20 protein-coding genes are annotated in these 17,648 nt (G+C 59.5%); 11 read left to right on the plus strand and 9 right to left on the minus strand.

Translation table 11 applies throughout. From position 1 onward, the window contains the following. Position 1: 1 nt before the first annotated feature. On the minus strand, positions 2-352 hold the full coding sequence (locus NVV72_08795) for a phasin (GenBank protein ID MCR6659427.1): 351 nt from the start codon (positions 350-352) through the stop codon (positions 2-4). A gap of 110 nt (positions 353-462) precedes the next feature. Next, entirely contained in the window at positions 463-858 is a 396-nt protein-coding gene (locus tag NVV72_08800) for a Tat pathway signal protein (GenBank protein MCR6659428.1), read from the minus strand. 151 nt (positions 859-1,009) lie between these two features. Between NVV72_08800 and NVV72_08805 the strand changes: the two genes are divergently transcribed. Genes NVV72_08805 through NVV72_08815 form a run of 3 tightly spaced genes read left to right on the plus strand, consistent with a single transcriptional unit; the run spans position 1,010 to position 4,265 of the window. Next, entirely contained in the window at positions 1,010-1,909 is a 900-nt protein-coding gene (locus tag NVV72_08805; GenBank protein ID MCR6659429.1) for a response regulator, read from the plus strand. Beyond that, positions 1,906-3,072, plus strand: a complete 1,167-nt coding sequence (locus NVV72_08810) for a hypothetical protein (protein ID MCR6659430.1) — start codon at positions 1,906-1,908, stop codon at positions 3,070-3,072. The genes NVV72_08805 and NVV72_08810 overlap by 4 nt, the downstream gene beginning before the upstream one ends. Next, complete coding sequence (locus NVV72_08815) at positions 3,069-4,265, plus strand: hypothetical protein (GenBank protein MCR6659431.1); 1,197 nt, start codon at positions 3,069-3,071, stop codon at positions 4,263-4,265. The genes NVV72_08810 and NVV72_08815 overlap by 4 nt, the downstream gene beginning before the upstream one ends. Positions 4,266-4,306: 41 nt before the next feature. Here NVV72_08815 and NVV72_08820 read toward each other — a convergent pair whose 3' ends face one another. Continuing rightward, on the minus strand, positions 4,307-6,481 hold the full coding sequence (locus NVV72_08820; protein ID MCR6659432.1) for a prolyl oligopeptidase family serine peptidase: 2,175 nt from the start codon (positions 6,479-6,481) through the stop codon (positions 4,307-4,309). A 166-nt stretch (positions 6,482-6,647) separates the two neighbouring features. On the opposite strand from NVV72_08820, the gene NVV72_08825 reads away from it, so the two are divergent. From NVV72_08825 to NVV72_08845, 5 genes are all read left to right on the plus strand, one after another. Further along, entirely contained in the window at positions 6,648-7,244 is a 597-nt protein-coding gene (locus tag NVV72_08825; protein MCR6659433.1) for a hypothetical protein, read from the plus strand. Between the two features lie 21 nt (positions 7,245-7,265). Further along, positions 7,266-7,865 carry a hypothetical protein gene (locus NVV72_08830; GenBank protein MCR6659434.1) on the plus strand — a complete coding sequence of 200 codons (600 nt, stop codon included), beginning with the start codon at positions 7,266-7,268 and terminating at the stop codon, positions 7,863-7,865. 4 nt (positions 7,866-7,869) lie between these two features. Beyond that, positions 7,870-8,178 carry a transcriptional regulator gene (locus tag NVV72_08835; GenBank protein MCR6659435.1) on the plus strand — a complete coding sequence of 103 codons (309 nt, stop codon included), beginning with the start codon at positions 7,870-7,872 and terminating at the stop codon, positions 8,176-8,178. A gap of 69 nt (positions 8,179-8,247) precedes the next feature. Beyond that, entirely contained in the window at positions 8,248-9,111 is an 864-nt protein-coding gene (phhA, locus tag NVV72_08840; GenBank protein ID MCR6659436.1) for a phenylalanine 4-monooxygenase, read from the plus strand. Between the two features lie 53 nt (positions 9,112-9,164). Continuing rightward, the gene (locus NVV72_08845) at positions 9,165-9,980 is read left to right on the plus strand and encodes a sugar phosphate isomerase/epimerase (protein ID MCR6659437.1); all 816 of its coding nucleotides are present in this window, start codon (positions 9,165-9,167) and stop codon (positions 9,978-9,980) included. 157 nt (positions 9,981-10,137) lie between these two features. Here NVV72_08845 and NVV72_08850 read toward each other — a convergent pair whose 3' ends face one another. Beyond that, positions 10,138-12,030: a beta galactosidase jelly roll domain-containing protein gene (locus NVV72_08850; GenBank protein MCR6659438.1), complete on the minus strand. Its 1,893-nt coding sequence runs from the start codon at positions 12,028-12,030 to the stop codon at positions 10,138-10,140. A 122-nt stretch (positions 12,031-12,152) separates the two neighbouring features. Between NVV72_08850 and NVV72_08855 the strand changes: the two genes are divergently transcribed. The 3 genes from NVV72_08855 (at position 12,153) to NVV72_08865 (ending at position 13,645) form a co-directional block, all read left to right on the plus strand. Beyond that, positions 12,153-12,449 carry a 4a-hydroxytetrahydrobiopterin dehydratase gene (locus NVV72_08855; protein MCR6659439.1) on the plus strand — a complete coding sequence of 99 codons (297 nt, stop codon included), beginning with the start codon at positions 12,153-12,155 and terminating at the stop codon, positions 12,447-12,449. Positions 12,450-12,568: 119 nt separating this feature from the next. After that, positions 12,569-13,264, plus strand: coding sequence for a response regulator transcription factor (locus NVV72_08860; protein MCR6659440.1), 696 nt, complete (start codon positions 12,569-12,571; stop codon positions 13,262-13,264). A 198-nt stretch (positions 13,265-13,462) separates the two neighbouring features. Beyond that, entirely contained in the window at positions 13,463-13,645 is a 183-nt protein-coding gene (locus NVV72_08865; protein MCR6659441.1) for a DUF1328 domain-containing protein, read from the plus strand. A gap of 78 nt (positions 13,646-13,723) precedes the next feature. Here NVV72_08865 and NVV72_08870 read toward each other — a convergent pair whose 3' ends face one another. The 5 genes from NVV72_08870 to NVV72_08890 all read right to left on the minus strand — a co-directional run bounded on the left by NVV72_08870 (position 13,724) and on the right by NVV72_08890 (position 17,636). After that, entirely contained in the window at positions 13,724-14,461 is a 738-nt protein-coding gene (locus NVV72_08870; protein ID MCR6659442.1) for an ATP-binding protein, read from the minus strand. Between the two features lie 241 nt (positions 14,462-14,702). Next, entirely contained in the window at positions 14,703-15,065 is a 363-nt protein-coding gene (locus tag NVV72_08875) for a hypothetical protein (protein ID MCR6659443.1), read from the minus strand. Between the two features lie 3 nt (positions 15,066-15,068). Next, on the minus strand, positions 15,069-15,236 hold the full coding sequence (locus tag NVV72_08880; protein ID MCR6659444.1) for a hypothetical protein: 168 nt from the start codon (positions 15,234-15,236) through the stop codon (positions 15,069-15,071). Positions 15,237-15,260: 24 nt separating this feature from the next. Beyond that, positions 15,261-15,905: a hypothetical protein gene (locus tag NVV72_08885; GenBank protein ID MCR6659445.1), complete on the minus strand. Its 645-nt coding sequence runs from the start codon at positions 15,903-15,905 to the stop codon at positions 15,261-15,263. Positions 15,906-16,007: 102 nt separating this feature from the next. Then, a complete protein-coding gene (locus tag NVV72_08890) occupies positions 16,008-17,636 on the minus strand; it encodes a response regulator (protein ID MCR6659446.1) in 1,629 nt (542 codons plus the stop codon). Between the last annotated feature and the right edge of the window lie 12 nt (positions 17,637-17,648).

The raw sequence follows: 17,648 nt of genomic DNA on the forward strand, positions 1-17,648 counted from the left end.
CTTATTCCTTAGGTTTCTTGGGGGAGGAGTCTTGTGCATGGGAGGCGACATTGAGCGCCTGCTTGCCGCATTGTTCGACAAAGGTCATGGTCGCACGTGTCTGGTCCTGGCCGTATTTCAGGCAGGTGGCGGCCCAGCGCTTCTGCAGGTCGGCCATGCTGGCCGGATCGTGCTTTGCGGACGCTTCGTTCATCAGGGCGATGGCCTCCTGGGTGAAGGCGGCGGTATCCTCGGCATAGCGATGCGAGGTGGTGCTGATCATCTCGATCAGGTTGATCAGGCTGCGCGCGGCGCGCTGCTGCTGATCAGCCATCAGGCGCAGGCCATTCTCAAAGGACGAGGGGGTGGTCATGTCCGCTGACTCCTCAGGCAGATGCGGCATATTCTCAGGCGAATACCGCAAAACTATGGCGGTTTTCGCACAGTTGCGCAAATGCAAAACAACCGTGAGGGGGCGGAGTCTCAATTCAATAATATAGTACCCAGCAGAACCTTGGCGCCCTTGCGGCCGAGGATCGCGTCGGTGGCGGCCTGAAGCTGCATGGCGATGAAATCGGTATTCACCATGGCGCTGGCGTTGAGCGTACCGGCATAGGCTTGCAGGCGGGCGACATAGGCATCCTGGAGGCGCGGTTGATAGAGCTTGATCTGCTCGACCAGCTTGGCGTCTTCGCAATAGAGGCCCATGTCGACGCTGAGCGTACCGTGCCGTCGGCGGCTGGCCTCGGTAAAGACATTGATCGTCTTGAACTGCGTATAGTTTTCACCGCCGCCCTTTTTCTTGGGTTCGGAAGCGAAGGCAGCCGGTGCGGTAAGACCGGTTGCGGCGGCAAGGGCGAGGAATTGTCTGCGGATCATTTCAGCAGTCTAACGCCAGTGGCGTTAAGGTCCGGTTTATGTGAGGTAAATATGAAATTTACCATAAATTCAATGGCATAAGTCAACGGGGAATTAAGGGATTTCCGGTATTTTTGATAAAGGCAAAGGGCGACGGACAAATTTCAACCTCATGAACCTGCTTCATTCACAGACCCAGCGCCTGTTGCGAAAGGTCAATTGTCCGGCGGTCAGTCTGCTGATCGTCGAGGATAATGATGCTTCGCGCCGCCTGGTGATCGAGTTGCTGCGCGCCGCTGGTTTCGTCCATCTGAGCTTTGCCCGAAATGCCGAAGCGGCGCTCGACCATTTGCAGAACCAGGCACCGGACCTCATGTTGCTGGACTGGAACCTGCCAGGCATGTCGGGGCTGGAACTGGTGACCCTGATCCGCAGTGCGGCGCACAGGCCGGATGTGCGCATCCCGGATCCGGCTTTGCCGGTCGTCATGCTGACGGCCCGCCAGCGCGCCAATGACGTGGCGCTGGCGCGCAATGCCGGCATCAATGAATTTGTCATCAAGCCGTTCTCCACCAGTTCCCTGCTGAAGGCCATATCGTCGGCCCTGACCCGGAAACGCCCGGTCTCGACGGCATCAACCTCGCCCGAGCGCCGCCGCCGCAAGGCGCAACTGTTTCGAGGGCTGCTGCGGCGGCCCGAAGGCGGGGCAACGCACACGCCCGTGGAAGCCGGACTCCAGACCCTGCGCGGCCTTATGGGCGCTCATGGCCAGGCGCCGCAAATCGAAAATATCAATCAGGTTGTCCGGCATCTGATGGCGGATCAGGCCCAGGCGCACGCCTTTCACCGGCATCTCGTTGAACAGGCGACCCAGTCCCTGAACGACTATGTGACATTGGCCGGGAAGGCCGCCGATTCCGAGGTCATTGACGTCCATCTCGATGCGCTGATCCGCCTGAACGAGGCGCCTCACGCCGATCCCGACGAGGCGTTGAATATCGTCCGCCACCTCAAGGTGCTCGTCACCAAACGCAAAACCAGCCGCAGGCTCGCTTCGAGGGTTACCCAATGAACGCTTTCACCACTCTGGACAGCCGCACAACCCTCAACAACACCCTGTCGAACCGGGATGTGCGCAGCCTCGCCAATCTCGGCGAGACAGCCTCGACAAGCCGCGTCCTCAACCTGTCGGCGGTCCACGTCAATTCCGCGCACGAAAAGGACTACCAGTTGCGGCCGTTCTTCCGCGATTCGCAGATGAATAAGGCCATACTGGTCAAGCATACCCTGCGCGCCAATGAACGCGAACTTTTTGGCCGTTATCGCCGCACGGCCACCAAGATCATCCTGCCCTTCGATGCAACGGACCTCAAGCTGGGCGGGCGCTCTATCCTGGTCAACCAGGTCGGTTTCGACGCCTTCTGCCGTAGCTATTTCGGCGATGACATCAATGCCAATGCGGATGTGCAGACCTTACGCCTGCTCGATCAGTTGCCCTCGGTCGATCCTTTTCTGGTGCGCGAGCACCTGTCGCGTCATGGCTATAAGCCCGGCGCCTGCTACCTGAAGATTTCACCCTACGATATCCAGCGCATGATCGGTTTCGCCAATGAAGAAATCGAGCGGCTGGTGCGCACGGCCTTTTCCGGTTCGATCGGCGGGTCCGCCATCAAGCTGGCCGGCAAGATTCTCGCCAATGAGCTGGATTCCGAACTGTGGCCGCTGAAAGCCACCCTGCGCATGGCGGATGATGAGTTTTCCGATGGCATCTTTTCGTGGCGCGGCTTCCTCTATTTCAAGTGGCGCCACATCGAATTGCAGGACGAGATGCGCAAGGTGCTGGAGGGGCTTTCCACCTACCAGCCGATCGGCGCCTGCGATGACGGCACGCGCGACTACCTGAAAGAGGTGCGCCCGCGCCTGGCGCAGCGCATCGTCAATGCCGTTGCCAGCGTTGGCCGCACGTTGAATGTCTATGACCGAGCCTATCATGCCCTCGTGCATGGCAAAAATCCCGGTCCGTTCCGCCGCTTCCTGCTGGATGGGCCGAGCCTGTTCTTCGAGTTGGGAGAAAGCATCGGCATCCTCAGCCACATCGCCTCCTTCTGGAGCTATCGCATGGGCCAGTCGATGATGACCCAGCGCCTGACGCCGTTTGAATATGGTGACATCCTGATGGATTTTGAGGAGTCGCTGTCGGTCGTTTCGCTGGACGATGAGGAGGGTGCCGGATGATCGGCACCAGCCTCGCCTTTACCGATGGTCTGAACCGCGCCGCTACGGACAGCGACTTTACCTCGATCCGCGAGGTGCGCAACCTCGCCAACCTGAACCGTACCTGGTCGTCCTGCCGGGTGCTCAATCTTGCCAAGATCTACACGGCCTACAAGGACAATGAGGATTATCTCGCCAAGCCCCTGTTCGAGCATTCGGCGCTCAATCGCGCCCTGATCCTCAAACACACCTTGCGGCTCGACGAACGCGATCTCTTTCCCAACGGCCGCCGCACGGTGACCAAGGTCATCCTGCCCTACGATCCCTACGACTTGCGCCTGGGTGGCCGCTCGTTCTTCGTGCGCCAGACCCAGTATGAACCGATGATGCGCACCTATCTCGGCATCGAGGACATGAGCAAGAACCGGGATGCGAAGATCCTGCGCTGTATCGACGACCTGCCGTCGCTCGATCCGTTCCTGTTGCGAGAGCATCTCGACAAGGCCGGCTGCCATCCGTCCGGCGTCTATTTCCAGATTTCGCCGCAGGATCTGAAGGCCATGACCGCCTTTACGGCGCGCGAGATTGAAAACCTGGTCAATGTGGCGCTTGGGCAGGGCAAGAACAGCCGGGGCGCCACCCGGCTGGGCAACAAGATCCTGTCGGATAATCTCAGCAAGACCCTGGCGCCGCTGCAAATGACCCTGCAAATGACCGACGAGGAATTTCAGGAAGGCATCATGTGCTGGCGCGGCTTCCTCTATTACAAATGGTGCCACGTCGAATTGCAGAGCGGCCTGCGCGATGTGCTGGGCGGCCTGGGCAGTTACCGCACCTCGGGTAGCTATGATGAGTCGCTGCGGGGGTATCTGAAAAAAGCACGGCCGCGCATCGCCAAGGCGGTGGTCGAGATCATCAATGACGCGCGCGATACGCTCGATCACTATGATCAGGTCTATCACGCTCTCGCGGTGCGGCGCGATCCGGAGCCTTTCCGCCAGTTCCTGTTGTTCGGGTCAGAACTGTTCCTCGAACTGGGCCACAAGATCGGCATCCTGAACCACATCTCGTCCTTCTGGAAATACCGCATGGCGCGGCTTAACCGCAAGGGCGCCAAGCCTTTGCAGGATATCGAATTCGCCGACATGCTCGTCGATTTCGAGGCCAGCCTGTTCAATAATCTGAAGAAAGACCCGATGCGGCAGCGGGCGTAAAACCTTATAAAAAGGCCCGCTGGGAAGCGGGCCTTTTCATCTTACTTATCCATCAGCTTCTGCATGAAGTAGGTATAGTCGATGGCGTAGCGGCGGGCGCGTTCCGGCAGGTTGGAGGCCGCCGCATGGCCGCCTTCGGTATTTTCGTAATAGTAGAAGGGCAGGCCCATTTCCTCGAAAAGGGCCGCCATCTTGCGGGCATGGACCGGGCCGACGCGATCATCCTTGGTCGAGGTCTCGAACAGAGGTTCCGGATAGGCGACACCGGCCTTCACATTGTGATAGGGCGAGATGCCGCGCAGGAAGGCGCCTTCGACCGGGTCGTTCGGATCGCCGTATTCGCCTTGCCACGAGGCCCCGGCCGACATTTTGGTATAGTTCACCATGTCGAGCAGCGGCACCTGCACATCGACGGCGTTCCACAGGTCCGGGCGCTGGGTGAGCTGGACGCCCATCAGCAGGCCGCCATTGGAGCCGCCCATGATACCGAGATGGCGCGGCGTAGTGATCTTCTTGGTGATCAGATCCTCGGCCACCGCCTGGAAGTCATTATAGATGTTCTGGCGCTTGGTCTTCAGGCCGGCTTCGTGCCAGGCCGGGCCGAATTCGCCGCCGCCGCGGATATTGGCCAGCACGAAGGCACCACCCTTTTCCAGCCACAGCTTGCCGATGGTGCCGGAATAATAGGGTGTCGAAGAGACCTCGAAGCCGCCATAGGCATTGAGGATGGTCGGCGTCGTGCCATCAAGCTTGATGTCCTTCCGCGCGATCAGGAAGTAGGGCACTTTTGTGCCGTCCTTCGAGGTGGCCCAGAATTGCTGCACCTGGAGGCCATCGGCATTGAAGCGCGCCGGCGAGGTCTTGATCTGCTCCACCGTGCCCGAGGCCGCATCGGCATTGAGCAGGGTGTTGGGTATCAGGAAGGACGAGACGCTGACCAGCACGCGGTCGCTCTGGTCGTCGGTCGAGACGATATCGAGCGCCGAATTGGCCGGCAGGTCGAGCTTCTTTGCCGACCATTGGCCGCCGGTGTAATCATAGCTCCAGACCTCGCCGGTGACGTTGGACAACAGCGACAGGATCAGCCGGTCTTTCGTCTGGCTGATGCCTTCGACTGACTGATGGGCGTCCGGCTGAAAGAGCAGTGTGGGTTCCAGATGCGCCGGATCAGCCAGAGCGTTTTTCAGATCGAAGACCAAAACGGCGCCGGTCTTGAAAACTGTGCCCTTGGCGGATGTCCAGTCTTCTTTCAGCGAATAGATCGCCTGGTCCTTCATATAGCCATTAAAGTTCGACGATTGCGGCAGGGGCAGTTCGACCGGCTTGTCGCCGACGTAGAAAAGCTGCTGGCTATGGAAGAAGTCGATGCCGCGATAGGCGTAGTCCATGACATATTTGCCATCGACATCGCGCAGGACGGTGCGGCCGGCGCTGACATCGGACTTTTGACCGCGATAGATTTCCACGGCCTGGTCGAGCGGCTGGCCGCGTTTCAGCACCTTGGTAATGTAGGCGTAAGAGGATTCAGTAACATCGCCCGGCGTCCATTCGCGGGTGACATAGACCGTATCGGCATCGCGCCAGGTGACGCTCTGCTTGCCTTCGGGCAGCTCGAAGCCGCCGGTGATGAAGCTTTTCGTCGTGATATCGAATTCGCGGACAATGGTGGCGTCCTTGCCGCCATCGGACAGTTCGATCAGGCAGCGCGTATAGTCCGGCGCCAGACAGTTGGCGCCTTCCCACACCCAGTTCTTGCCTTCGGCCTTGGAGAGGGCATCGATATCGAGGATGGTCTCCCACTGCGGGTTGGCGGTCTTGTAAGACTCCCAGGTTGTCTGACGCCAGATGCCGTGGGTGTGTTCGCTGTCCTGCCAGAAGTTCTGCACCAGACCCTTGTGGGCGAAGGTCGGGTAGGCGATGCGGTCGGTGGCCTGAAGGATAGCGAGGGCCTCGGCCTGGTTCTGCGCAAAACGCGGGTCTTTGGACAACTTGTCGATCGTGGTCTGGTTATGCGCCAGCACCCACTTCATGGCCTCGGCGCCGTCGATCTCATCGAGGAAGGCGCGCGGATCGGGGGCATCTTTTGGCGCGGTATTGGGATTGTCGGCGACGGCCTTGGCAACTGTGGTCATGGTTTCTGCGTGCAGGGTAAAAGGAGACAGGGGCAGCGCAACCAGCGCCGTTGTCACACATAGCGATTTCAGGGAAATTTGCATCGGAGGCCCCTCATATTTCTTTTGAAGATAACGGTTGAAACTAACCGCTTTATGGGACTTGGCAAGCTGCCTTGGATTACAAAAGAGTCATGATTGTTTCTAAAAAAGTACTTTACAAAATAAAGTTCTTTAGTCATTTATGGTGGCGTCTTCAAAGGAGCTGTTCATGTCCACCCTGTCCCTGACTGCCGATCATTCGCCCGATGCTTCCCAGCCCGCCGTCATGGAAGGCGGCATGACCTTCTGGGCGGGCCTGAGCTTCGGCACGGCCAGTTTCGTGCAGTATCTCATTCTCTCCGGTCATATCACCCTGCCGCATCCGGCCCTGATGGGCCTGCTGTGGATGGCCGCGGCCTTCGCCTTTGTGCTGTTCGGCATCGTCTTCAAGGTCGGCAGCGATCGCCTGATGCTGCAACAGCCGGCGGTCAGGCGTTTTCGTGCGGTCTGGGGTACGCTGATCCTCGGCGCCGCCGTGGTGATCGCCGCCCTGATGATCATGATGGTCAGGTTCGGCGCCGCCGCTAATGCCAGCTTCATCATCTCGCCGGTGGCTTTGTCAGTCTATGGTGTCGGCTGGCGCGTGGCGGGGGTAATGACCGGAAAATCCTGGCCGAAATGGCTCTCGCTGGGCGCTTTCGGCGCGGCGATCGGCCTGGCGCTGCTGGCCGGCCGGCCTGAACAGGCGCTGGCCTATACCGCCGCGCTCATCGTCTTCGCCATCCTGCCCGGCCTGTCGCTGCTTCTGCGCCAGCCTGCCAACTGATCCGAACAAGGAACAACCCCCATGTCCAACCTGCAATCCGATATCGACTACATGAAATCTCTGGCCGAGGCCGGCGGCAAGGGGCCGCTCAAGAACGGCGCCACCCTGTTCTGGGCGGGCCTGCTCTATGGCCTGGCCGCCATCGGCCAATATGCCATGATTGTCGGCTGGCTGCCGAAATCCGGTGCGGTCTCGGCTTTTATCTGGTTCGGCGCCAGCATACTCTTTGGCATCATCGCCACGGTCTTCTGCTTTGACCGCCTGCGCATCAAGGGGGCGGTCAGCAATCGCGCCACGGCCTCGGCCTGGTCGGCGGTCGGCATGGGCATCATTGCCCTCCTGATCAGCGTGGCCGTCATCGCCAATATCTACCAGAATTTCGAGCCGCTCTCCTATCTGATCGCCCCGGTCGTCCTGTTGATGTACGGCATGGGCTGGTGGGTCAGCGCCCAGATGTCGGGGCAGGGCTGGCTGAAACTGATCAGCCTGGGCAGTTTTGTCGCCGCGCCGGGGGTCTCCTGTCTGGCTGGCCAGCCAGGCCAGATGCTGGCCTATGCCGGCTGCCTGTTCCTCTTCGCCATGGTGCCGGGCCTTGTGCTGATGCGCGCTGAAAAGGCGTAAGGCTATGGGTGACGTTTTCAATATCGAGGCCATAGATGATGTCATCCACGGCCGTCTGCGGCTGGGCGTCATGGCCTTTTTGTCGACGGCCGGTTCGGCGGATTTTCCCTTGCTGAAAAACCGGCTGCAGGCGACAGACGGCAATCTGTCGGTGCAGTTGCGCAAGCTGGAAGAGGCCGGCTATGTCCTGATCGAGAAGGCGTTTGTCGGCAAGAAGCCGCAGACTACTGTGACCCTGACGGATACGGGCCGCGCCGCCTATATCGGCTATCTCGACGCCATGCGGAAGCTGATCGCGGAAAGTGGCGGCTAAAGCCTCACGAAAAAATCATTTCATTTGCAACCAGATCGGCGTTACACTCCCGGAAAAGAGGAGGCGCCAATGTTGGACGAAAAGCACGGGATTGTCGGCGGCTATGTGCCGGAACGCGCCGACTGGACCATCGACCAGGACTGGCACCGCTACACGCCTGAGGAACATGCCACCTGGAAGACGCTTTATGAGCGCCAGATAAAGCTGATCCCTGGCCGCGCTTCGAAGCACTATCTCGACGGATTGGCCGACCTGCCGATCACCGCCGATACCATACCTGATTTCGAGCGCCTCTCCGACGCGCTGGAAAAGCGCACCGGTTGGCGCGTGGTGGCGGTGCCTGGCATGGTGCCGAACGATGTCTTCTTCACCCACATGGCCAATCGCCGCTTTCCAGCCGGGCAGTTTATCCGCAAGGCCCACCAGCTCGACTATTTGCAGGAGCCGGACGTCTTCCACGATATTTTCGGCCACGTCCCGATGATGGTCAATCCGGTGATGGCCGACTTCATGCAAGCCTATGGTGAAGGGGGTCTCAAGGCCATGCGCCTGGGCGAACTGGACCGCATCGCGCGACTCTACTGGTACACGGTCGAATTCGGTTTGATTGCCGAAAGCGATGATGTGCGCATCTTCGGCGGGGGCATACTATCGTCTTTTACCGAGACGCGGTTCGCGTTGGAAAGCCCGTCGCCCAACCGCATCGGCTTCGACCTGGAACGTGTCATGCGCACGCATTACCGCATCGACGAATTTCAGGAGACCTATTTCGTCATGCCGTCGATCGATACCCTGTTCGACATGGCCAATACCGATTTCGGCCCGATCTATGAGCGGCTGAAGTCCGTGCGGGATTATGGCCTGGCCGAAGTCCTGCCGACCGATCATATCTATACCCGCGGCACGGGCGAATATCACCGGGCGCTGGCCTAGATTTGACAGCGCGTCGCGCCCGTGGTCTGTGGTTGGAAAACGGGAGCCAACACATGTCCATCCATCGTCGTCACCTGCTGGCCGGCTTTTCGGCGCTCGGCCTTGTTGGCCTGTCTGCCAATGCCGCCGCCATCAGGCAGCCTTATCAGAAAACCGGCCTTCAGCTTTATACGGTGCGCGATGCCTTCGCCGCTGATCCGACCGGCACTCTGCAAAAGGTCAAGGCGCTGGGCTATGATTATGTCGAGACCATATCTTATGGCGGCCTGACGCCGGCGGCCTTCAAGGCGAAACTGGCGGAGATCGGTCTGATCGCACCGTCTGCCCACATCGGCCTTAGTGACTGGCAAACCCGTCCGGAAGCTGCGTTGGATGACCTCGCCGCGCTCGGCGCCGATTATGCCGTTCTGGCCTGGATGCCGCCGGAAGACCGCAAGGACTGGAAGGCGCTTGGCGAAAAAATGAACAAGTGGGGGGCGCTGGCGAGGGCCAGGAACCTGAGCTTCGCCTATCATAACCACGATTTTGAGTTCACCAAAACGGCCGAGGGCGAGATGCCCTATCATCTGCTGCTGGAAAATACTGACCCGGCCCTGGTGAATTTTGAGCTGGATTGCTACTGGGCCAGTTTCGCCGGACACGATCCGCTGCATATCCTGCAAAAGCATGGTGACCGTATTCGGATGCTGCACCTGAAGGACAAGCTGGCGGATGGTTCGATGGCGCCGGTCGGCGAGGGCATGATCGATTTCGCCGCCGTCTTGGCCAAGGCGAATGAACTGGGTATCAAATACGGTTTTGTCGAGCATGACAATCCGGCTGATCCGTGGGCGAGTATCGCCACGAGTATCCAGAATTTGAAGGGCTGATCTTTGATCCTCCCCTGCGATAGCGGGGGAGGTGCCACGGCTTGTCCGTGGCGGAGGGGCAATTCCACCGTCCGTTTGCCCCCTCCGTCAGCGACACCGGCTCTGCGAGCCTCGCGCTGCCACCTCCCCCGCTATCGCAGGGGAGGATCAAGAGGGTTTACTGCTCCCCCGCCTTCTTCTGGTAATAATCACCCAGCACGAAAAACGCCTCTTTGCGCTGACCGGTTTCGGACAGAAGTCCCTTGCGGTTCCAGCCCTGCTGCCAGGTATTTTGCCGGCGCGGTGAGCGGAAGTCCTTCAGTATCCACGGCGACATGCCGGCCAGGAAGGGAATATGGTCGGCCATTTCCAGCGTCGCCTTGTAATAGCTCGCCTGGTAGTCCTCGCTGAAACGGTGCTGCTGAGCCGGATCGTGGTAACCGTATTTGGCCCCGGCGCCGAATTCTGAGAAGATCATCGGCTTGTCGTAATCCGAATGCCAGACGGTCTTGCGGACATCTTCCAGCGTGCCATTGCCATACCAGCCGTTATAGGTGTTGATACCGATGACATCGAGATAGGCGGCCAGCGGATCCTTGATCGAGATGTCGTTCGGGCCGCTGGCTGTGGCGGTATTGAGCGCTGCCGAGACCAGCCGCGAACCATCGAGATCGTGCGCTTCCTGTGCCAGGGTGCCGAGGAAATGATTGCGGGCGTCCGATACCGGGGTTTCGTTGCCCACGCTCCAGATGATGATCGAGGCACGGTTGCGGTCGCGCAGGATATTTTCGGCGATCATCTTCTGCGCCGCCTGGAGCGTTTCCGGGCGGGTGAAATTGACGCTCCAGTAGACCGGGATTTCGCTCCACACCAGCAGGCCCAGCTCATCGGCCATGCGCGTCGTGGTCTCATTATGCGGGTAGTGCGCCAGCCGGACGAAGTTGCCGTGGAGGCCGGTCTTGATCTCGTTCAGAAGGGCGCGCGAGGCTTCCGGCGTGATGCGGCGTGACGGATCGGGACCGAACTCCTCTTCGTGCAAGGAAATGCCGCGCAGGAAGATCGGCTTGCCGTTAAGAATGATCTGGCTGCCTTTCACTTCGATGGTGCGGAAGCCGATGCGGTCGGTCAGGGTATCCGTGCCCGAGGTGACGGTGACGTCGTAAAGCGTCGGTGTGTCCGGCGACCAGCGTTTCAGCCCGGCTGGCGCCCTGGCCGACAGGCTGACGCGGCCATCGGCGCCGGTGGTGCCTTTCAGCGTCAGTTTCAGCGCCGGTACACTGACCTCCACAGCCTGCCCGGCCTTGCCGGCGCCTTCGAGCGCCACATCGGCGGCGATGCGGCCATCTTTTGTCAGGTGGATGAAGTCGTCGTCGATATAGGTCTGCGGCGTGGTGACAAGCGTGACATCGCGGGTGATGCCGCCATAGGTTTCCCAGTCGGTGACCGTCGGTGGAATGGTGTCGGGCGTGCGCGTCGAATCGACCGCGACAACGAGATTGTTGTCTTTCGCCCGCAGCTTGTCCGTCACGTCGAAGGCGAAGGGGGTGAAGCCGCCGTCGTGCTCGCCGATGACCTGGCCGTTGAGATAGACAGTGGCGTGGTAATCTGCCGCGCCGAAGCGCAGGAAAATGCGCTTGCCCGCGCTGTCGGGCGCATCGAAACGTTTCTGATACCACATCAGGCCGTTATAATAGCGCAGTTGCGGATCGTAGCCGATCCACGCACCGGGGATATCGGCCACTGGTGCGCGGCCCAGGTCGTATTCGTAAAGCGCGTTGGGATTGTCACGCGACGCCTGCTCGACATTGACATCGGCACCGCGGGTTTGGCTGACCTTGAAAGTCCGGCCCAGGAAATCGGCCTGGCCGTCGCGGTAGGGATCGACGCTGTAATGCCAGGGGCCGGACAGCGAGACGCCCTCCCGCCGGTCGGCATTGACCAGCACAAACGCCGGCACCAGCGCGGCATAGGCGGCATTATCGGCGGGCCTGGCCGGTGCGGCATAAAGCGGTGTTGCCGCAAGCATCAAGGTTGCGATAATGGATGCAAAAACGGGCCGGTTGCGGCGCATGACGATTTCCTCACCTGTTGTTTTCAGCAAGGCTATCCGCTTAAGACACCGGTGGCAAGGTGCCGCAGAATTGACCAGACATGCCGCTTGTCAAAAGCCGTACCGGCGCGCAAGATGCTCTTATGCGACCTCTACTTTCAACTGATGACCTATCCGCCCTGCCGCAGGATCTCCCGCACTGGACGCTGGAAGATGGCGGCAAGGCGATCTCCCGCAACTTCAGGTTCGCTGACTTCAAACAGGCGTTCGCCTTCATGACGCGGGTCGCTTCCGAGGCTGACCGGATGGATCATCATCCGGAATGGTCCAATGTCTATAATACCGTCTCGATCCGCCTGACGACGCACGATTCCGGCGGGCTTACACAAAGTGATGTCAAGCTGGCCCGGTTGATCGATCGGGCCGCCTCGGGCGTATAAGCCACTCACGCATTTAATTTTTATTTTTCTGTCCGTAGTTCTGGTTTTACCAATTAGTTAGTGATCCCCTGTCTTCAGGGGTCCGGCGGCGTCTATATTTAGAGGATCACGGAATACCCATGCTCGAAAAGAAAAACACCATTCTGATCGTTGATGATGAAGAAGAAATCCGCAAGATGCTGAGCATCTTCCTTGATGCGGCGGATTTCAAGGTGTGCGAGTGCGATTCAGGCAAGCAGGCCCTGCGCATGAGCGCTTCGGTTCGTCCCGATCTTATCCTGCTCGATCTCGGCCTGCCCGATATCGATGGCAAGGAAGTCATCACCAAGATCCGCGAATGGTCGAACGTGCCGATCGTCGTGCTGACCGCCCGCTCTGAAGATGCCGACGCGGCCCCGGCGCTGAATACCGGCGCCGACGACTATGTCACCAAGCCATTCTCGGCCGAAGTCCTGCTGGCCCGCATCAATGCCAATCTGCGCAAGTCGGCGGTGAAGGAGGTCGGTGATCCGGAGATCGTGCATGGTCCGATCCGCATGGACCTGGTGCGCCATGAGGTCTTCATCGATGACGAGCGCATCGGTTTCACGCCAAAGGAATATGACCTGCTGCGCTTCTTCCTGGTCAATCGCGGGCGGATGCTGACCCACAAGCAGATCCTGAAGGAAGTCTGGGGACCGGCCCACCTGGAGGATACGCAATATCTGCGCGTCTATATCGGCCAGGTGCGTGACAAGCTGGAGACCCGTCCGGGCTTGGGCAAGTCGATCGTATCGGAATCCGGCATCGGTTACCGCATGGATATGGTCAGCTAAGGTTTCGTCTGCTGACGTCATAATAATCCGGCAGGGTATGTCCCTGCCGGATTTCTTGTGTCCGCTTTGCGAAAGAATGGTGCATTTATTCCATCCTTATCTTCTAATCGTGGGTTGTCTTTGTATATTTATGGCCGGTCGCATACCGTAAACTTAATTATCTGCGCCATTCAGGGCGGGGTTGTATAGGAGAACGCTATGCTCAACTGGATTGTCACCTTCTTTATTCTGGCCGTTATTGCGGCCTTCTTTGGTTTCACAGGCTTGGCCGGCACTTTCGCCGAAATCGCCAAGTTCATTGCCGTGATCTTCGTGGTCCTGTTCGTGGCCAGCCTGGTCTATCGCATGATCACCGGCCGCAGTGCCAATCCGCCACTATAGCTTCCCGGCCTGGAAGCCTTGAATATGAAAAACCGGCCCTGTAACGGGGCCGGTTTTTTTGTGTCTGCTGTGATCTTCTTACGCCTTCTTATTGGCGTACCACAGGGTGAAGATGGCGCCGCCTTCGGGGTGGTTATGCAGTTCGATGCGGCCGTCGAGCAGCCGCATAATGTACTGACTGATGGTCAGGCCAAGGCCGGTTGAGGCATTTTGCTGGTCGGTCTTTTGCAGGCGGGTATATTTGTCAAAGACCGCCGCCTGTTTTTCCAGAGGGATGCCTTCGCCATGGTCGCGGATGCGCACAAACCCCTCAGTGCCTTCCAAGCCGTATTCGACCTCGATCACCGGATTGGCGGTCTTGCGGCCGCCGAACTTGAAGGCATTGTGCAGCACCAGGCCGATGGCGCGGCTGCCCAGCATCGGATCGGTCACCAGGTCATCGGCGGAGCCGATGGCGGTAATCTTGATTTCGCCCTTTGTCTTGAGCGGGCCTAAGCGCGCCAGGCTGTCATTGATCATCTGGCTGAGGCGGGCGCTCTCAAAGCGCGGCCTGACGGCGTCGGCCTCGAACTTGGCCATATCGAGAATATTGGTGATGAAATGATCGAGACGGAAGGCTTCGGTCAGGGCCGAGCTGATCAACGATCTGCGCTTCTCCTCGCTCAGCTTGTCATAGAGCATGGTCATGACTTCCAGCGAGCCGATAATGGTGGCCAGCGGGGTTTTCAGGTCATGGGATACCGACGAAAGCATTTGGCGATGCAGGTATTCACGAATCTCGTCATGTGTCGGGGAGCTTATATCTTCGGGCTTCATAGCCATTTCTTACCAACAATGTACAGGTTGCGCAAACAGACTTGAGCAGTATTAAAGGAAGGGCGCAAAGAAAGGGAGCAAGGCCTTACACCTTGCTCCCTCAGGAACCGAAGCCTGTCAGCCAGGGGAAAAACTGAGGCTTCGGCAATGACGGGGATCAGCGCATCACGCCAAACAGATAGAGAAGAAGAATGACGGGGATGGGCACCCCTACGAGCCACAGCAATATGCCTTTCATGCCTTATCCTTTTTTGTTCTGTGCGTTTTGTGCCTTTTGCTTTTCGGCGGCGGCCTTCACATCAGCCGAGGTTTCGGACATAGCGCTGGATGTGGCCTTGCCGGTCTTTGACAGAGCCGAGGAAGCGGCCTGGCCGGTGTCCTTCAGGGCATCGCCGACCTTGTCGATATTGTCCTTGTCGGTAGCTTCATCGGCCGCCTTGTTGACCACAGCGGGCAGGGCATCGACCGCCTTGCCGACCTGGTCGCCGGCTGTCACCACATGCGTCCGGTTATAATACCAGACGCCGGCGACCGCGACGATCAGCAGAAGAATTACGATCAGGACGAACCGGCCGAAACCGGAGCCGCGGGTGTATTCCGTCATCGATTAGTCATTCCAGGTATCAGCGATATGAGCGTAGATGGCCAGTTCGCCGAAATCCTCATCAATGTCGAACAGTTCGGGAATATCGTCCTCGAAATATTCACCGTCGATGCTGACCTGGCGAATAGGGGCGGGTTTTGGGGCGGGGAAGGGAATGATCTGGGCGTTCACGATTGTCTCCTTCATCAGGAAAAATTACATCTTGGGGTCCATGACCGGCGGGATTTCCGATGGCAGTTCTGGATTGCCGTCGGGTGCCGGCGGATCATATTCGGGCGCATTATCAGGGGGCGGCGTTGTGTCCGGTTGTGCGGGTTCAACCTCTGGGTCACCGGCGGATGCAAACGTTTCTTCGACCGCCGGTATTAGGGCGCTTACGCGGCGCAGCGCCTTCGACATTTCCTCGACGCGGCGTTCCTGGTCTGCCGAGGGGGCGACATTGCCGCCTTCGCCTTCGAAGCGCAGGAAGTCATCGAGCGACAACGCCAGTTCCTTTTGGGCCTCGATGAGGGTGTCGTAACCGGCCTCGCTGATCTTCTTCGCAGCATCCAAACCCTTGAGATAGGTCGTGGTCCAGTCATTGAGCCGGGCCACCTGAAGCTTCACGTCGGTCTTGAGGCGGGCGGCATCGCAGCCGGCCAGAAGACGCTTGAGGTCATGCGACATCTTCTGGACGGATTCGATATGATCGTGGTCATAGAGCGCGGAAAGGGCCTGCGCATTCAGGCTCGCATTCAGGGCCGCGCTGCCGGCCGGCGCGCTTCTGACCTCGCTTGCGGTGACGCCCTGGCTGGTCGGGCTGGTGCGGACAGAACTGTCGCGGACGTGTGTGTCGGGCATGGCCACCTCCTCCTGCAATGGTGATGGTCTTAGCCTAGCCCCAAAGCCTGCAAGGGCTCAGTGCCTAAGCTTCGCATTGCGGATAAGGGAGCGGTAAAGGCGTCAGGCCGGCTGACGGACCGGGATGGCGCCGAGCTTCTGCGCTAATATGCCGGGAAGGACCGGCTTTGAGATATAGTCGTCCATCCCCGCCGCCAGGCAGCGTTCGCGGTCGCCGGCCAGGGCATGGGCCGTGACCCCGATAATGGTGTGGCGCAGGGCTCCGGTCTTTTCACCTTCGCGGATATGGCGGGTGGTATCGAGACCGTCCATGCCGTGCATCTGCACGTCCATCAGGATGGCGTGGAAGGGCGGGGAAGTCTCGATCAGGTCCAGGGCCTCGCGCCCCGACGTGGCGGCGACCGTTTCGTAGCCCAGTTCATCGAGCATCAGGTTGAGGACCATGATATTGGGCTCGTAGTCCTCGACGATCAGCACGGTCGGCTTGGCCCCTTCCGCCGTGACCGGCGCCCGGTGCTCTGCTTCCGGTTCCGCAAGGCTTTCCTTCGCGGCCGTCTCCGGAGCACACGGCAGGTCGAGCGTAACGGTAAAGCTGGAACCGGTGCCGGGATCGCTTTCGACCACGACATCCCCGCCCATCAGTTGCACCAGCGAGCGGGCGATGGAGAGGCCAAGACCCGACCCGCCGAAACGCCGCGTGATGCTTTCATCGGCCTGGGTGAATTTCTCGAAGATCAGAGGCAGCTTGTCGGCCGGGATGCCGATGCCGCTGTCATGAACCCGGATCATCAGACCACAGGTGTCTTCGCCGGAAGACCGCACATGCGCCTCAATGGCGATTTCGCCGCTGTCGGTAAATTTCAGCGCATTGCTGACCAGGTTCATCAGCACCTGCTGGAGCCGCGAACGGTCGCCGAGCATCCAGTGCGACTGCGTTTCGTCCTCGATGCGTAAGGACAGGCCCTTGCGCTCTATATCCGGCTCGAACATGACGCGGATGTCGTTAAGGATCGCCGAAACCTGGAACGGAATGCTCTCCAGTTCGATATGGTCGTCCTCGATGCGGCTGATATCGAGCAGATCGTTGATCAGCTTGAGCAGCAGGTCGGCATTGGTGCGCAGGGTATCGACGATCTTCTGCTGGTGATCGTCGAGCGCGGTACGCGACAGAACTGTGGCGAGGCCGGTGACCACGTTCATCGGCGTGCGGATTTCGTGGCTCATGGTCGCCAGGAACCGGCTCTTGGCCTGGTTGGCGGCCTCGGCGCGTTCCTTGGCCAGTTTGAGCTCGACGCTTTGCTGCGCATTTTCGCGCAGCAAACGCTCCTTGGTGAAGGCGGCCACCATGATGGCGGGCAGCAGGTCGAGATAGGTCTGGTTGACGTCTTTCACCGCATAGTCGGCTGCGCCCTTTTCCAGCGCTTCCAGGGCGATGCGCTCGTCGCCGCCGGCGGTCAGGATGACGGCGGGCGGTACAACGGCCAGTTCGGTCAGCCGATCGAGCATCTGCAGGCCGCTCATGCCCGGCAGGTTGTAATCGACCAGCAACAGGTCGAAATCGCGCTGATTCAGCAGCGCCAGCGCCTCTTCGGCGGTGACCACAGTTTCGACCTTCAGCCCGATCCGTTCCATGCGCTTTTGCAGCAGGCGCGCCAGCGCGGCGTCATCCTCGACATAGAGGATATTCTGCATCGCGGCGTGCGTCGTCTTTGAAACGGGGGTGTCAGGCATGGTTCAGGCACA

This window comes from Asticcacaulis sp. (genome assembly GCA_024707255.1).
Lineage (GTDB): Bacteria > Pseudomonadota > Alphaproteobacteria > Caulobacterales > Caulobacteraceae > Asticcacaulis.

Bases quoted from the DNA above. Each gene is read 5' to 3' on its own strand.
- NVV72_08825 (MCR6659433.1), top strand. From the start codon at position 6,648: ATGTCCACCCTGTCCCTGACTGCCGATCATTCGCCCGATGCTTCCCAG.
- NVV72_08875 (MCR6659443.1), bottom strand. From the start codon at position 15,065: ATGACGGAATACACCCGCGGCTCCGGTTTCGGCCGGTTCGTCCTGATC.
- NVV72_08860 (MCR6659440.1), top strand. From the start codon at position 12,569: ATGCTCGAAAAGAAAAACACCATTCTGATCGTTGATGATGAAGAAGAA.
- NVV72_08885 (MCR6659445.1), bottom strand. From the start codon at position 15,905: ATGCCCGACACACACGTCCGCGACAGTTCTGTCCGCACCAGCCCGACC.
- NVV72_08810 (MCR6659430.1), top strand. From the start codon at position 1,906: ATGAACGCTTTCACCACTCTGGACAGCCGCACAACCCTCAACAACACC.
- NVV72_08870 (MCR6659442.1), bottom strand. From the start codon at position 14,461: ATGAAGCCCGAAGATATAAGCTCCCCGACACATGACGAGATTCGTGAA.
- NVV72_08890 (MCR6659446.1), bottom strand. From the start codon at position 17,636: ATGCCTGACACCCCCGTTTCAAAGACGACGCACGCCGCGATGCAGAAT.
- phhA (MCR6659436.1), top strand. From the start codon at position 8,248: ATGTTGGACGAAAAGCACGGGATTGTCGGCGGCTATGTGCCGGAACGC.
- NVV72_08865 (MCR6659441.1), top strand. From the start codon at position 13,463: ATGCTCAACTGGATTGTCACCTTCTTTATTCTGGCCGTTATTGCGGCC.
- NVV72_08845 (MCR6659437.1), top strand. From the start codon at position 9,165: ATGTCCATCCATCGTCGTCACCTGCTGGCCGGCTTTTCGGCGCTCGGC.
- NVV72_08855 (MCR6659439.1), top strand. From the start codon at position 12,153: ATGCGACCTCTACTTTCAACTGATGACCTATCCGCCCTGCCGCAGGAT.
- NVV72_08805 (MCR6659429.1), top strand. From the start codon at position 1,010: ATGAACCTGCTTCATTCACAGACCCAGCGCCTGTTGCGAAAGGTCAAT.
- NVV72_08820 (MCR6659432.1), bottom strand. From the start codon at position 6,481: ATGCAAATTTCCCTGAAATCGCTATGTGTGACAACGGCGCTGGTTGCG.
- NVV72_08835 (MCR6659435.1), top strand. From the start codon at position 7,870: ATGGGTGACGTTTTCAATATCGAGGCCATAGATGATGTCATCCACGGC.
- NVV72_08795 (MCR6659427.1), bottom strand. From the start codon at position 352: ATGACCACCCCCTCGTCCTTTGAGAATGGCCTGCGCCTGATGGCTGAT.
- NVV72_08830 (MCR6659434.1), top strand. From the start codon at position 7,266: ATGTCCAACCTGCAATCCGATATCGACTACATGAAATCTCTGGCCGAG.
- NVV72_08850 (MCR6659438.1), bottom strand. From the start codon at position 12,030: ATGCGCCGCAACCGGCCCGTTTTTGCATCCATTATCGCAACCTTGATG.
- NVV72_08800 (MCR6659428.1), bottom strand. From the start codon at position 858: ATGATCCGCAGACAATTCCTCGCCCTTGCCGCCGCAACCGGTCTTACC.
- NVV72_08815 (MCR6659431.1), top strand. From the start codon at position 3,069: ATGATCGGCACCAGCCTCGCCTTTACCGATGGTCTGAACCGCGCCGCT.